General features: G+C 70.8%; 10 protein-coding genes. 5 read left to right on the top strand and 5 right to left on the bottom strand.

What is annotated here, in order from left to right; translation table 11 throughout:
* Window positions 1-48 precede the first annotated feature (48 nt).
* Together ACIP6U_RS23800 and ACIP6U_RS23795 are read right to left on the bottom strand one after the other, a co-directional pair.
* A complete protein-coding gene (locus ACIP6U_RS23800; protein ID WP_401721160.1) occupies window positions 49-3,339 on the bottom strand; it encodes a S8 family serine peptidase in 3,291 nt (1,096 codons plus the stop codon).
* Between the two features lie 163 nt (window positions 3,340-3,502).
* Complete coding sequence (locus ACIP6U_RS23795) at window positions 3,503-4,045, bottom strand: CGNR zinc finger domain-containing protein (protein WP_401721159.1); 543 nt, start codon at window positions 4,043-4,045, stop codon at window positions 3,503-3,505.
* Between the two features lie 79 nt (window positions 4,046-4,124).
* Here ACIP6U_RS23795 and ACIP6U_RS23790 point away from each other — a divergent pair, with 79 nt between their 5' ends.
* The 4 genes from ACIP6U_RS23790 (at window position 4,125) to ACIP6U_RS23775 (ending at window position 9,396) form a co-directional block, all read left to right on the top strand.
* Window positions 4,125-4,571: an NUDIX hydrolase gene (locus ACIP6U_RS23790; protein ID WP_401721499.1), complete on the top strand. Its 447-nt coding sequence runs from the start codon at window positions 4,125-4,127 to the stop codon at window positions 4,569-4,571.
* Between the two features lie 231 nt (window positions 4,572-4,802).
* Window positions 4,803-6,572: a TIGR03767 family metallophosphoesterase gene (locus ACIP6U_RS23785; protein ID WP_401721157.1), complete on the top strand. Its 1,770-nt coding sequence runs from the start codon at window positions 4,803-4,805 to the stop codon at window positions 6,570-6,572.
* Window positions 6,573-6,685: 113 nt separating this feature from the next.
* Window positions 6,686-7,825 carry a serine hydrolase domain-containing protein gene (locus ACIP6U_RS23780; protein WP_401721155.1) on the top strand — a complete coding sequence of 380 codons (1,140 nt, stop codon included), beginning with the start codon at window positions 6,686-6,688 and terminating at the stop codon, window positions 7,823-7,825.
* A gap of 374 nt (window positions 7,826-8,199) precedes the next feature.
* Window positions 8,200-9,396, top strand: a complete 1,197-nt coding sequence (locus ACIP6U_RS23775) for a glycosyltransferase (RefSeq protein ID WP_401721497.1) — start codon at window positions 8,200-8,202, stop codon at window positions 9,394-9,396.
* Window positions 9,397-9,506: 110 nt separating this feature from the next.
* Here the strand turns inward: ACIP6U_RS23775 and ACIP6U_RS23770 are convergent, their stop codons facing one another.
* Window positions 9,507-10,544, bottom strand: coding sequence for a hypothetical protein (locus tag ACIP6U_RS23770; RefSeq protein ID WP_401721153.1), 1,038 nt, complete (start codon window positions 10,542-10,544; stop codon window positions 9,507-9,509).
* Between the two features lie 188 nt (window positions 10,545-10,732).
* Entirely contained in the window at window positions 10,733-13,309 is a 2,577-nt protein-coding gene (gene pepN, locus ACIP6U_RS23765; RefSeq protein WP_401721151.1) for an aminopeptidase N, read from the bottom strand.
* 151 nt (window positions 13,310-13,460) lie between these two features.
* On the opposite strand from pepN, the gene ACIP6U_RS23760 reads away from it, so the two are divergent.
* Window positions 13,461-14,123, top strand: coding sequence for a DsbA family protein (locus ACIP6U_RS23760; RefSeq protein WP_401721149.1), 663 nt, complete (start codon window positions 13,461-13,463; stop codon window positions 14,121-14,123).
* Window positions 14,124-14,129: 6 nt separating this feature from the next.
* On the opposite strand, the gene ACIP6U_RS23755 is transcribed toward ACIP6U_RS23760, so the two are convergent.
* Complete coding sequence (locus ACIP6U_RS23755; protein WP_401721146.1) at window positions 14,130-14,363, bottom strand: hypothetical protein; 234 nt, start codon at window positions 14,361-14,363, stop codon at window positions 14,130-14,132.
* Window positions 14,364-14,555: the final 192 nt, after the last annotated feature.

The following is a 14,555-nucleotide window of genomic DNA, read 5'->3' as shown; positions in this document are numbered from 1 at the left end:
CGGACGCCCGCCCTCACCGCCGTATCACCTGCTACGGCTCACCACCGACTACGGGGTGACCTTCTCGATCTTCACGCTGCCGAGGCCGGCGACCGTGCCGTTGCCGTTCACCAGCTGGACCTGGCCGAAGAACTCGCGGCCCTCCGGGGCGGCCGCCGCGGCGGTGACGCTGGCGGAGACGGTCGTGGACTGGCCCGTGCCGAGCTTCACCGGCACCGACTCGTCGACGGTGACCGCGCCGAGCGCGGCGGAGAAGAACACGTCCTGGTAGTCGTAGGCCGTGGAGCCGGACGGCACCGAGTAGCCGATGACCTGGACCGTGTACGTCCCGGCGGCCGGGTTCGGCACCGAGACGGCCTCTTCCGAGTCGCCGTCCGCGGAGCTGCCGACCTCGGTGCCGGCGGCGTTGAGCACCACCAGGTCCAGGTCGGCGGCGTTGTCGGAGACGTTGCCGATGGCGACGTCCAGGGACTTGGCGCCCGCGGGCACCTCGACCGTGGTCGTCTGCGTCACGCCCTCCGTGATGGTCGGGCGGGCCGACTTGGCGGAGCCGAGCGGGCCGCCGGCCAGCTTGCCGTCGATCGCGGCGAAGTTGTTCGTCACCTTCCAGGAGGCGGCGACCGGCGTGCCGACCTTCGCCTCGGGCACGGTCACGACCTCCGGGTCGAAGGCAGCGCCGTAGGCGGCGACGTTCAGCTTGTACGGGTTGTCGAGCAGCGGCGAGGTGCGGCGCGCCTCGACCTCGATCTCCCAGACGCCGGGCTGCGGGTCGGCGTACGAACGCACGTCGGGCCGGCAGCCGTTGCCGTCGAGGTAGTTGTTGTAGCAGAACGGCGTCGAGGTGTTGTCCACCGGAACGCCGTAGGGGTGGATCGCGATGAACCGGGTCTGGCTCTTGTCCTTCAGCCCGCCGATCGCGACCTCCAGCGACCTGGCGCCCTCGGGCACGGTCACGAAGTACGACTGGGTGGCGTTGCGCTGGACCGAACTCGACGCGGAGTAGGTGTACTTGACCGGCGCCGAGACGACGACCGTGGTGAGGATCTGCTTGTCCAGGCCCTCGGTCCTCGGGTCGTCGAGCTCCAGGATGGCGCTCTTGAGGCCCGCGGACTTCGGGTTGGCCTGCACCTTGACGGTGACCGGCTGGTTCAGCGGCAGCTTCGGCTCGTCCGAGCCGAGGATCTTGAAGGTGTCACCGGCGTTGTTCTCGAAGTGCAGCTCGTGCCGGATCGCCTTGTCCGCACCGGACGTACGGGTGATGGTGACGTCGTACGTCTTCTTCTGGCCGGCCTTCAGGCCGCCCTCGCGGTCGTAGAGGCCGGTGCCGAAGCCCGGCGTCTTCAGCGCGAAGTCGATCGCGGTGTCGACCGGCGCCTTGACCGCGTAGTCGTGGGCGGTGGCGCCGTCCTTGATGGACTCCCAGGCGTCGGGGATGTTGATGAGGCCCGCGCCCTCCTCGTACGCCTGCACACCCTTGATGTGGTCGGCGGTCGAGGTCAGGGCCGTGCGCAGGGTGAGCGGCGTGAGCTCGATGTTCTTCTGCTTGGCGGCCGACAGGAGCAGCGCGGAGGCGCCCGCGGCCTGCGGGGACGCCATCGAGGTGCCCTGGAGCATGGAGTAGCCGGCCGGCAGCGTGTAGCCCGCCTCGGCGACCGGGGCGCCCGGCAGCCAGGTCTGGGTGGTGTTGATCGACGCACCCGGCGCGGACAGGGTCGGCGTGAAGCCGCCGTCCTCCCGCGGACCGCGCGAGGAGAAGGGCATCATCGCGTACTTGGTCTTCACGGCCGAGCCGTAGTTCGACGCCCAGGTCTCCTTGGAGATGGTCGCGCCGACCGAGATGACCTTGTCGGCCAGGCCGGGGTCGCCGATGGTGTTGGCGCCAGGACCGGAGTTGCCGGCCGAGATGACCAGCTGCACGCCGTAGGTGTCGATGAGCCGCGTGTACAGCTCGGAGCGCGCGTTGTTGCCGTCGTTCAGCGCGGGCAGGCCGCCGATCGACATGTTCACGATGTCGACACCGCGGTTCACGACGAGGTCGATCATGCCCTCGGTGAGCGCGATGTTGGTGCAGCCGCCGGTCCAGGTGCAGGCGCGCGAGGAGACGATCTTCGCGCCCGGGGCCGCGCCGTTCATCCTGCCGCCGAACAGGCCGTTGGCGGAGGTGATGCCCGCGACGTGCGTGCCGTGCTCGGACTCGATGACGCCGATGTTGACGAAGTCGGCCTTCGAGCCGGCCGCGTTGTAGACGACGTCCTTGCGGATCTCGACGACGAACGGCTGCCGCTCGACGACGTCGGTCGCCGGGTTGTCGGTGCCGAAGTACCCGATCTGGAAGCCGTCCTTGTACGGCTTCAGCGGGGTGTCGTCACCGAAGTCGTGGTTGTTGTTGAGGTCGACCCGCACGGTGCCGGCGGCGGCGTCGTAGAGGACGCCCCACTTGTCCGTGGTGTCCCCGTCGCGGTTCGCGTCGCCGGCGGCGTCGCCACCCGTGGTGGCGCTCTCGCTGAAGACGCTGATCCGGTACGAGCCGGCGGGCGCCGACCAGGTGCTGCCCTGGTAGGTGAAGGTGGGGCCGGACACCGAGGTGATCATCCCGCGCCAGGTGGCGTCGCCGTCGGCGATCGGGTCGGTCGCCGTCACCCAGTCGACGATCTTCCGCTCACCCGTGGTGGTCTTCTGCAGCGCGGGGTGGCCGAGGTCCACGCCCGAGTCGAGGATGCCGATGGTGACACCGCGGCCGTCCGCCTTCGGGTGGTCCTGCACGAAGTCGACGGCGCCCGTCTCGAAGGACGGGTTGTACGGGTTCTCGGCGGGGGTCTTCCTGCTCGGCGCCGGGTAGGTCACGGCCGCCGAGGCGGACTTGCCCGCGCTCTTGGTGCTCGGGTCGTCCAGCGGGATCTCCTCGCGCAGGTCGATGCCGTGCACGGAGGAGAGCTTGACGGCGGCGGCGATGGCCGAGTCCGCCTTCGCGGTGGGGACGGTGGCGCTGACGTAGCCGACCTTGTCGAACGTGCGGCCCACGAGGCCGCCGCTGACCGCGTCCAGCTGCTTGGCGACCTGCTCGGTCTGGCCGGGAGCGGTCGCGATCATCATCGTGACGTTCTTGTCGCCGGCCGCCTTGGCCTCGGCGAGCAGGTCCGCGTCGTCGGAACCGAGCTTGTCGTGCGCGGACTTGACGACGTCGTCGGCCGGGGTGGTGGTGGCCGGGTCGTCCGCGGAGAAGGCCATGGGTATCGGCCCCGCCGCGGAGAGCGCGGCGACCAGGCCGGCGGCCACGGCGATCCGCGCCATGCGTCTCGCACCGCCGGATATCGGATCGCGCTGGGGGGAGTGGGTCATCGGCATCCCTTGGAGGTAAAGGAACGGGCGTGAACGATCGCTCAGCTTTACCCAAGGGACAGTTGTTTGGGAAGTGTTGACCGACATGATGACGATGTATGGGGAAAACCCGCGATGCCCTTTGAGGTCAATACCCGTCAAACCCGGCACATCACACCAAGGTTCACACTTCCTTCGAGCGCGCGTAATGCCGCGAGGCCTTCGCGCGGTTCCCGCAGGTGGCCATGGAGCACCAGCGGCGGGTGCCGTTGCGCGAGGTGTCGAAGAAGTGCAGGACGCAGGTCTCGTGGGCGCAGCCGCGGATCCGGTCGGGGGCGGCCGTCAGCAGCTCCAGATAGCCGCGCGCCGCCAGCCAGGCCGGACCCCACGCCGGGTCGGCGAACTCGGGCCGCTCCCCGGGCCCCTCGGCGGTGAGCGTGGCCCGGATCCGTCCGTGCCCGAGCACGGCGTCGACCGCCTCGGCGGCGCCCGGCGCCCCGGCCACGGCCGCCCGCAGCGCGTCGCGCGCCCCGAGCGTGTGCCGCAGGGTCGTCGCGTCCGCGGCGAACCGGTCCGCGAGACCGTTCGCGCCGAGCCACACCGCCAGTCCGTCGGTGTCGGTGAGCAGATCGTGCGCCGACCCCTCCGCCACCCACCGCGTATTGAGAAGATCGAGCGCGAGGGGCTCGCCGGTGAGGGGGCGCGGGTCGGGGAGGACGGTGGACATGGGGGCTCCTTACGACCGGCTGCGTCCTCCCACTTTAACTCTTGACGTCAAGGACAACGGTTATAACGGGAGTGTGGGAGTGCGCAAGAAGCTGAGGGTGGCGGCCTACGCCATGTGCGTCCGCGACGAGCAGATCCTGCTGGCCCGCTGGACCGACCGCCACGGCCGGCCGGAGTGGACGCTGCCCGGCGGCGGCATGGAGCACGGCGAGGACCCCTACGAGACCGTCCTGCGCGAGGTCGAGGAGGAGACCGGCTACCACATCGAGGTCACCGGACTGCTCGGCGTGGACTCCTTCCGCCTCACGACCACGCACCGCTTCGGCCGCACCGTCGACCGGCACGGCGTACGGCTCGTCTACGAGGGCCGGGTGACCGGCGGCGAACTGCGCCCGGAGGTCGGCGGTTCCACCGACCTGGCGGCCTGGCATCCACTGGAGAAGGTGGCCGATCTGCGCCGCGTCGGCCTGGTCGACGTAGGACTGCGGCTGTGGCGCGAGCGGCCGGCGGCGGGGCGCCTGGAATAGCTTCAGTACCCCGAAAGATGAACAGTGCGTGACCGGCTCCGGGCCGTCCGAGGAGCGGTCGTGGGCGCGGAGGGTAGTCCAAGATCGACGTACGGTGATCGGCGCTGCGCGTTGCGGCCTCGTTCACGCGCAGGTCATTCCCGGTGCCAAGGCTCCAGAGCGAGCGGGAAGTTCGCGACAGCGACCGTCCCGCGACCCTGCCGACGCGTTCGCACTCGGGGAGATCGCGCCATGTCGCGCATACGCTCTGTCGCCGGTCCCAAGCCGGCGGTCAACCGCCGTACCGTCCTCGCCGTCACCGGAGCGGCGGCCGTCTCCGCGGGCGTCGGCTACGCCCTGCGGCCCACCGACAGCCAGGCCGCCTCCGCAGCACCCGCGAGCGGCATCGCCCACCAGGCCCCGGTCGCCGACTCCCGGCAGGCCCCGGCCGCCCCCCTGGCGCCCTACACCAAGGGCACCACCCTCGCCTCCGTCGCCGCCCCCCGCACCAACTCCGGTTTCCGGCGCCTGGGTTCGGGCACCGGCTGGTCCCGCGTGGTGCGCGGGGAGCTGGCCGCGGCCAAGTCGGGCCGGGCCGGCCGCCGTACCGCGCTCGCCGCGTTCGTGCAGCTGACCGACCTGCACCTGATCGACAGCCAGCACCCGATGCGGCTCGAGTACGTCCGCTCCGCCGACCGGCACGCCTGGCGCCCGCACGAGGCGCTCACCGTCCAGGGCGCGGTCTCGCTGGTCGAGCGGGTCAACGCCCTGCGCGGGGCGCCCGTCACCGGCAGCCCGCTGCACTTCGCCATGACCACCGGCGACAACACGGACAACAACGCCAAGTCCGAGCTGGAGTGGTTCCTGACCATCATGAGCGGCGGCCGGATCACCCCCAACACCGGTGACCCGCGCCACTACGAGGGCGTCCAGAACAGCGGCAGCAAACTGTTCTGGCAGCCCGACTCGACGATCCGCGACGGCGACAAGCAACTCGGCTTCCCGCACCTGGGCGGCTACCTGAACGCCGCGATCCGCGAGGTGCGGAGCCCCGGCCTCAACCTGCCCTGGTACTCCACGGTCGGCAACCACGACAGCCTGCCGCTGGGCTGCTACGGCCACGGCGACTCCTGGCTCGCCGAGTTCGCGGTCGGCGGCAAGAAGCTCATGTCGCTGTCCGCGTCCGAGTCGGCCAAGCTCCAGAAGCTCATCAAGAGCGGCAACGACCCCAAGGGCCTCGCCTTCCGGGACCTGCTCAAGGCGCACACCCGGGACATGCGCTCGGTCACGCCGGACGAGAGGCGCGCGCCGTACACGGCGACCGACTACCTCAAGGCCCACCTCGACCCCGCCCACCAGGGGGTCGGCCCGGTCGGCCACGGCTACTCCAGCGCCAACCTGGCCGCCGGCACGCAGTACTACACCTTCCGCATCGCCGACGACGTGGTGGGCATCAGCCTCGACACCACCGACCCGGGCGGCCACTACGAAGGGTCCATCGGCTCGGCCCAGTTGAAGTGGCTGGACCGGCAACTGCGGGACCACAAGGACTCGTACGTCATCGTCTTCAGCCACCACACCAGCCACTCGATGACCAACACCTCGCACGCCGACCCGGCGCGTCCCGGCGAGCGGCGGCACAACGGCCAGGAGGTCATCGCCCTGCTCGGCAGCCACCGCAACGTGCTCGCCTGGGTGAACGGCCACATCCACCGCAACGAGATCACCCCGCACTCGGCGCCCGACGGCCGCTCCTTCTGGGAGATCTCCACCGCCTCGCACGTGGACTACCCGCAGCTCGCCCGCGTCATCGAGATCGCCGACAACAAGGACGGCACGCTGTCTCTGTTCACCACGCTCGTCGAGTCCGCGGCCCCGCACCGGACGGACTTCGCCGACCTCTCCCAGACGGGCCTGGCCGCCCTCTACCGCGAGGTCTCCTACAACGCCCCCGGCGCCAGCCAGGTGCTCGGCGGCAAGGCCACCGACCGCAACACGGAACTGGTCCTGAAGAAGGGCTGAAAGCCACTCAACCGGTCCACAGCCGAGCAACCCACCTGAATCACCTCAGGTCTTCGCCCCCGAACGGACCACGACCCGCTCCGACGGCGAGCGGGCGAGACAGGGGGAAAGACATGACCGTACGTGTACGGGCGACCGTGGCGGCGACGGCAGCCGTGCTGTCGCTGGCCCTGGCGGCTCCCGCCTTCGCGGCACCGGCCGACCGGGGTCACGACGCGACCCGCGAGGCGATCCGGGCCGCCGTGGCGGACGGGGTGCCCGGCGTGACGGCCACCGCGCGCGACACCCGCGGCACCTGGCGGGCGACCGAGGGCGTGGGCGACCTGCGGACGGGCGCCCCGCGGTCGGCCGACGACCACTACCGCATCGCGAGCATCACCAAGACCTTCGTCGCCACCGTGCTCCTCCAACTGGAGGCGGAAGGCAGGCTCTCCCTCGACGACACCGTCGACGAGTGGCTGCCCGGCGTCGTCCGGGGCAACGGCAACGACGGCCGGAAGATCACGCTCCGGCAGCTGCTCAACCACACCAGCGGCCTCTTCGACTACACGTCCGACGAGGAGTTCCAGCGCCGGCTGTTCCGCCCGGACGGCTTCTTCAAGCACCGCTACGACCACCGCGACCCGGCCGACCTCGTCGACCTCGCCCTGACCCACGAACCGGATTTCGCGCCCGGCACCTCCTGGAACTACTCCAACACCAACTACGTCCTGGCCGGCATGGTCATCGAGAAGGTCACCGGCCACTCCTACGGCCAGGAGATCGACAAGCGTGTCATCGAACCGCTGGGCCTCGACGAGACCTCGGTCCCGGGCGACCGCACGACCGTCGGCGCGCCCAGCAGCCGCGCCTACTCCAAGCTGGCCGACACGGCGACCGGACCCACCTACGACGTCACCAGGCTCAACCCGACCGCCGCCTCCTCGGCCGGCGCGATGATCTCCGACTCGGCCGACCTCAACCGCTTCGTGCGCGCGCTCCTCGGCGGACGGCTGCTGCCGCCCCGGCAGCTGAAGGAGATGAAGACCACCATCTCCTCGCCGCAGTTCCCGAACGCCGCCTACGGCCTGGGCCTGATCCGGTACGACCTCTCCTGCGGCGTCTCCGTCTGGGGCCACAGCGGCGGCATCCACGGCTCCACGAGCGAGGCCGTCGCCACCGCCGACGGCAGGCACAGCCTCGCGCTGAACTTCAACGGCGACTGGTCCGGTGACAGCGTGGCGGTCATCGACGCCGAGTTCTGCGCCAAGTAAGGCAAGTAGGGCAAGTAGGGCAAGCAGGCAGCTCTGTTTCGCCCGGTCGCTCTCATGGCCTACACCCTGGTCCGTCCGGGTATCGTCCTTGCCGTTTTCTTTGCCCTGGGCCGCGCCGGTCACTGGACCGGCGCGGCCTGTGGAGCGCGACAAAGCAGCAGGTCAGGGAGGCGGGCGAAGGCCGTGCGGGAAGGCGGCGCGGGCGGGCGGACCGACGCGTTCCGAGTAAACGCAGACGACTTCGACACGAGACGCCGCGTTCATTCGTCTGAAACGTCTGTACCGCCTCATAACGCCTAACCCGCTGGCTTCACGGGGATGGCTCGATCTGGTGCAAGGCGGGTGGTCGTGTGCGTGCGAGGCGCGGGCTGCGTGTGCTGTCGGTCTACGAGGGTTTCTTCTCCGGAGGAGCCCGGATCGTGCACAGCGATGTGCTGTTGGGACTGGTGGAAGGCAGTCAGCAGTGGCATCGGGTGCTGAGTCTGCACGGTGAGGTGCACCGGGAGGCCACGACCCAGCGGATGGAGGACGACGCCTGTTACCGGTCACTGACGGCCGGCGGGATCGACGTCACCTCCCTGGGCCGCAGCGCCGGCCTGGTCGACGGCACGGTCGCCGCGTCCGTGTTCACCGGGCCCGAACTGGCCGACACCGCCCGGGCGATGGCCGGCGCGGACGTCATCCTCTCCCTCAAGGAGCAGCCCCTGGCCCTCCTCAACCAGGCGGGCCTGCCGCGCCGCCCGGTCGTGGTGTGCCTGCACCGGTCCGACCCGGAGAACCAGGGCCCGGCCCTGGACGAGCTCAAGACCGCCATCGACGAGGGCAAGGTCGTGGCCTGCGTCTGCTGCGCCGAGTCCACCCGCGACGCCTACGAGGCCGCCGGCATCCCCGGCGACCTCCTCCACGTCATCCCCAACGGCGTCGACCTCCTGCGCTTCCGCCCGCACCCGGCAGCGCGACTCGCCTTCCGTACCTCCCTCGGCATCCCCGCCACGGCCCCGGTCGTCGTCTTCGCCGCCCGCTACGCGCAGATGAAGAACGTCTCCCTCTTCCTGCGGGCCGCCCGCGCCTGGCTGACCCGCGAGGGCGGCGGCCACGTCGTGATGTGCGGCGCCGGCATGACCGACACCAACCCCGCCCTGTGGGCCGACATGGAGATCGCCTTCGGCGACGACCGTGCGGCTGTGGCCGACCGGGTCCACCTGCTGGGCGTACGGCAGGACATGGAGAGCGTGTACGCCGGTTCCGACGTCGTCGCCCTCACCTCGTCCTCGGGCGAGGCGGCGCCGCTGTGCCTGATCGAGGGCATGATGTGCGGCGCGGTCCCGGTCACCACGGACGTCGGCGACAGCGCGTCCATCGTCGCCGGCCACGGCTTCGTGACCCCCTTCGACCCCGACGCGATCGCCTACGCCTGGTCCGCCGCGGTCACCGACCGCGTGATCCTCTCCGACGCCCTGGCGGCCGGCCGCGAACGCTTCAGCCGCACCCGCATGATCGCCGCGTACGCCGACCTGCTGGACCACGTGGTCCACGACGTCCACGACGAACCGATCCCGGAACTCGGCTGATCCACCGGCCAGTTCGCCCCCCCTCGCGCCGCGCACATGAGGAGGGGCCGCCGGTCCCCCAAGGCCCGGCGGCCCCTCCTCTCCCCTCCTGATACGGCCCCGGTCCGTCACTACCGGGGCAGCACCACGACATACGCGGCGGGATCGCGGTCGCCCGCCGCCATCAGGGCCGTGCGGACGACCGCCGCCTGCTGCTCCATCGCGTCGCGCAGCTTCTTGGGCGTGACGTAGACGACCGTGATGCCCAGCCGCTCCAGGTGCTCGCGCTTGCGGGCGTACTCCGACCACAAGGCGTCCTCGTCCTGGCGCGGGGCGCGGGTGTCCAGCTCGACGGCCACCGCCTGCTCGGGCCAGTACGCGTCCAGGCCGCCGAGGTGCGGGCCGCCCGGGAGGCGCAGGTCCACGTTCCAGACCGGGTCGGGCAGGCCGTACTCACTCACCATGCGGTAGAGCCGGTCCTCCGCGATCGCGCGGCCCTCGGCCAGCAGCGAGTCCACCGCGTCCACCACGTGCGGCCGGCTCAGCAGCTTCGCCGTGTTCAACTCCCGTACCACCGCCGCCGGTTCGCAGTGCCCGCCGCGCACGGCCTCGGTCAGCAGCCGGCGTACCGCCTCCGCGTCCGCGAGCTCGGACACCGCGTCGGCCAGCGCGCGGGCCACCGGCGCGACCGGAACCCCCAGCCGCGGCTCGGCCGTCGGCATCGCGGCGGTGCGCACGATCCTCGCGCAGCCCGTCGAGCGCAGCCGGCGCAGCCGGGGCACCAGGACGTCGATGCGGTCCAGGGACGGCAGCGGCGGCGCGGCGGCGAAGCCGTGCAGGGCCAGCGCCGCGAGACCGGTGACCATCACCTCCGTGTACACCGGGCGGTGCGGCTCCTGCGGGTTCGGCTGGGCCGGCACCCCGGGGGCCGACTCGCGGGACGCGTACAGCAGCACCGCGTGCAGCCGCTCCTCGCCGGTCGAGGGGCCCGGGTGCAGCAGCACGACCCCCGGCAGCAGCTGCTGCCAGGGGCCGTCGGGCCGGCACTGCTCGTTCGTCTCCGCGGCGGACACACCGTGCGAGCGGAGCTGGGCCGCCGTCATCACCCGGCGGTGGACCTCGGCGAGGTGGTGGAGCGGGCGGGGGGAGAGCGGGGTGTTGTGGTTCATGACTGGGGGTTTCCCGCGCCACAGCCGCGTTTTAACCGCTGTTACACGCCCGTCGACAAATACGGACAAGGCGGCACTAAAGGACGGGTGTTCGGATGCCGATAAGGCCCCGAAAACCCCTGGTCCGAATGGGGAGGACCAGGGGTTACGGGTGTGATTGACCGGATTCCGTAACGGTGACCCGCGGCTTAATAATTGGCCAAAGCCTGGGCGTGCAGCGCCCGCGCCAGATCGTCCCGCGCCTCGAGCACCAGCCGCCGCAGCGCCGGCGCCGCCTCCTCGTGCGCCGCCAGCCACGCGTCCGTCGCGTCCAGCGTCGACTGCGCGTCCTCGGCCGTCGGGTACGCCGGGAACAGCCCCCGCACCACGTCCATCCCGATCTGGATCGACCGCTGCTCCCACACCCGCTCGATCGCCGCGAAGTACTTCTCCACGTACGGCGCCGTCAACTCCCGCTGCGAGGGCTGCTGGAAGCCCGCGATGGTCGCCTCCACCAGCGCGTTGGACAGCGCGTCCGACTCGACCACCTGGGCCCACGCCTGCGCCTTGACGGCCGCCGACGGCCGGGCGGCGAGACAGCGCACCTGGTGCCGCTTGCCGGACGCCGTGTCGTCCCGGGCCAGTTCGGCGGCCAGCACCGCCTCGTCCACCGCCCCGTGCGAGGTCAGCGGCTCCAGGAACGCCCAGCGAAGCTCCTGGTCGACGGCCAGCCCCTCGATCGTCTCCGTGCCGTCCAACAGCCCCCGCAGCAACGCCAGATCGCCGGGCGCCGACGCCACCGACGCGAAGAACCGCGCCCACGCCAGCTGTTGCTCACTGCCCGCCGCGGCCCCTCGCAGGTCCCGCAGCGCGATGTCCGCCAGGATCTCCCCACCCGTCTTGCGCCACCACGGCGGCGAGTAGTTCACCAGCGCCGAGTCGGCCCACGCGTGCAGCATCTGCAGCACGCCGATGTCGGTCTCGCGGCGCCCGAACCGCGCCACCATGTCGATGAAGTCCGGCGCGGGCAGCAGCGCGTCCCGGGTCATGTTCCACAGCGCCGACCAGCACAGGGCACGTGCCATCGGGTCGGTCAGCGCGCCCAGGTGCTCGCGCAGGGTGTCCAGCGAGGTCGCGTCGAAGCGGGTCTTGCAGTACGTGAGGTCGTCGTCGTTGACCAGCACCAGCTCCGGGGCGTCCGCACCGGCCAGTTCCACCACGACCGTCCGCGGACCGTCGACGTCCACCTCGGCCCGCTCGTACCGGACGAGCCGCTCGTCCTGCATCCGGTACAGGCCCACCACCACCCGGTGCGGGCGCAGTTCGGGGTAGGACTCGGCCGCGTCCTGGAGCACGGTCAGCTCGGCGATCCGGCCGCCCTCGACGTCCAGCACCACCTGCGGGGTGAGGGAGTTGACCCCGGCCGTCTGGAGCCAGGACCGCGACCAGGACGCCATGTCCCGCCCGCTGGTCTCCTCGAGGACCGACAGCAGATCGGCGAGGCGCGTGTTGCCGTACGCGTTCCGCTTGAAGTAGCGGCGCGCGCCCTCCAGGAACGCGTCCTGGCCGACGTACGCGACGAGTTGCTTGAGCACCGAGGCGCCCTTGGCGTACGTGATGCCGTCGAAGTTGAGCTTGGCGTCCTGGAGGTCGCGGATGTCGGCGGTGATCGGGTGTGTGGAGGGGAGTTGGTCGGCGCGGTAGGCCCAGGCCTTGCGGCGGTTGGCGAAGGTGATCCAGCCGTCGGTGAAGCGGGTCGCGCCGACCAGTGCGAACGCGCCCATGAAGTCGGCGAAGGACTCCTTGAGCCACAGGTCGTCCCACCACTCCATGGTGACCAGGTCGCCGAACCACATGTGCGCCATCTCGTGCAGGATGACGTTGGCCCGGCTCTCGTAGGACGCCCGGGTCACCTTGCCGCGGAAGATGTACTCCTCGCGGAAGGTGACCAGGCCCGGGTTCTCCATCGCGCCGAGGTTGTACTCGGGCACGAACGCCTGGTCGTACTTCCCGAAGGGGTACGGGTAGTCGACGTACTCGTGGAAGAAGTCCAGCCCCTGCTTGGTGACCAGGAAGATGTCGTCCGCGTCGAAGTAGGGCGCCAGGCCCTTGCGGCACAGCGCGCCGAGCGGGATCTCCAGCTTCGTACCGTCCTCGAGGACGCGCTCGTAGGAGTCGGTCACGTAGTGGTAGGGGCCCGCCGTCACGCAGGTGATGTACGTCGAGATCGGCTTCGTCTCCGCGAACCGCCACACGCCGTCGGTCAGCGTGCCGGCGCCGTTGGACCACACCGTCCAGCCCTCCGGCGCGCGCACCTCGAAGCGGTAGGGGGCCTTGAGGTCGGGCTGCTCGAAGTTGGCGAACACCCGGCGGGCGTCGGCCGGTTCGTACTGCGTGTAGAGGTAGACCTCGCCGTCCTCGGGGTCGACGAAGCGGTGCATGCCCTCGCCGGTGCGGGAGTACGCGCAGCGGGCGTCGACGACCAGCTCGTTCTCCGCGGCCAGGTCCTCCAGCTGGATCCGTACGCCGTCGAAGACCGCGCCCGGGTCGAGGTCCCTGCCGTTGAGGGAGAGGGCCGTCACGCTCGGCGCGATCAGGTCGGCGAAGCTGGTGGCGCCCGGCTCGTTGCAGCGGAAGCGGATCGTGGTCACCGAACGGAAGGTGCGCGGTTCGCCGTCCGCGTCGCCGACGGCGGAGCGCAGGTCGAGCGACACCTCGTACCCGTCGACGGACAGCAGGGCGGCCCGCTCGCGGGCCTCGTCACGGGACAGATTCTCACCGGGCACGGACGGCACTCCTTCGAGCATGACGGACAGAGCGGGAATACGGCGGAACAGGACCGATCCTGCCATGTGCCCCTGACGGGGGGCACCCGGGAATGAGGGCGGCCGCCCCCGGTGTTGTCCGCGGAAAGAGCCGTATTTCTTGAGGAGAGCAATGTCCGAGACCGCGACCACCTCCACCAAGACCCCCGTCGACTTCTGGTTCGACCCGCTGTGCCCCTGGGCCTGGATGACCTCCCGGTGGGTGCTGGAAGTGGAGAAGGTGCGGGACATCGAGGTCCACTGGCACATCATGAGCCTGGCGGTGCTCAACGAGCCCAAGCTGGACGAGCTGCCCGAGGAGTACCGCGAGCTGCTGTCCACCAAGGCCTGGGCGCCGATCCGCGTGGTCACCGCGGCCTGGCAGAAGCACGGCGCGGACATCCTCGGCCCCCTCTACACCGCGCTCGGCACCCGCATCCACAACCAGGGCGAGGGCCCCACCCGTGAGGCCATCGCCGGCGCGCTCGCGGACGTCGGCCTGCCCGCCGACCTGATCGACTACGCCGACCAGGACGACTTCGAGTTCGACGCCGAGCTGCGCGCCTCCCACAAGGAGGGCATCGACAAGGTCGGCCAGGACGTCGGCACCCCCGTCATCGCCGTGCCCGGCCCCGACGGTGAGCAGATCGCCTTCTTCGGCCCGGTCGTCACCCCCGCCCCCAAGGGCGAGGAGGCCGCCCGCCTGTGGGACGGCACGGTCGCGGTCGCCTCGGTCCCGGGCTTCTACGAGATCAAGCGCAGCCGCACGGCGGGCCCGGACTTCAGCAACCTGTAGACATCCCTACTCAGAGGCGGCGGCCTTCTCCTCCCGGAACCTCTCGGGGAGATCGCCGCCGCCTCGCGCGTGGTACGCGGGCTGGTACCGGACACAGCCCTTGACGACGCAGCGCCACAGGTCCTCCACGTAGTGCCGGGACCCCTTCTCGTCACGGACCGCGGCCTTCTCGGCCCCGTTCATCATCTGGAAGTCCTGCCACCCGAGACAGTTCGGGCACCACCGTCGAAGCACAGTCATGAACGCCTCCTCGCCACGCACGACCAGGCCGGTAGTACACCGCGATTCGCCCGCGCCCGCTCCCGAAATCACCGGGTCCGGTAAGGCGGGATCCGGCTAGGGCCTGTCCGGCGGATCAGTCCGGCGTCGCGGGCCCCGGCACGCACATCTGCCGCGTTGTCGTCGGTCGCCGACGCTCCGCGTCGACTCCCT

Source organism: Streptomyces sp. NPDC088794 (genome assembly GCF_044750545.1).
In the GTDB taxonomy this organism is placed as follows: domain Bacteria; phylum Actinomycetota; class Actinomycetes; order Streptomycetales; family Streptomycetaceae; genus Streptomyces.
Note: the sequence above shows the minus strand (reverse complement) of the source record. Positions and strands in the feature narration are given on the sequence as shown.

Excerpts from the sequence above, each read along its gene's own strand:
- ACIP6U_RS23780 (WP_401721155.1), top strand. The coding sequence starts at position 6,686 with ATGACCGTACGTGTACGGGCGACCGTGGCGGCGACGGCAGCCGTGCTG.
- ACIP6U_RS23770 (WP_401721153.1), bottom strand. The coding sequence starts at position 10,544 with ATGAACCACAACACCCCGCTCTCCCCCCGCCCGCTCCACCACCTCGCC.
- ACIP6U_RS23760 (WP_401721149.1), top strand. The coding sequence starts at position 13,461 with ATGTCCGAGACCGCGACCACCTCCACCAAGACCCCCGTCGACTTCTGG.
- ACIP6U_RS23785 (WP_401721157.1), top strand. The coding sequence starts at position 4,803 with ATGTCGCGCATACGCTCTGTCGCCGGTCCCAAGCCGGCGGTCAACCGC.
- ACIP6U_RS23755 (WP_401721146.1), bottom strand. The coding sequence starts at position 14,363 with ATGACTGTGCTTCGACGGTGGTGCCCGAACTGTCTCGGGTGGCAGGAC.
- ACIP6U_RS23795 (WP_401721159.1), bottom strand. The coding sequence starts at position 4,045 with ATGTCCACCGTCCTCCCCGACCCGCGCCCCCTCACCGGCGAGCCCCTC.
- ACIP6U_RS23800 (WP_401721160.1), bottom strand. The coding sequence starts at position 3,339 with ATGACCCACTCCCCCCAGCGCGATCCGATATCCGGCGGTGCGAGACGC.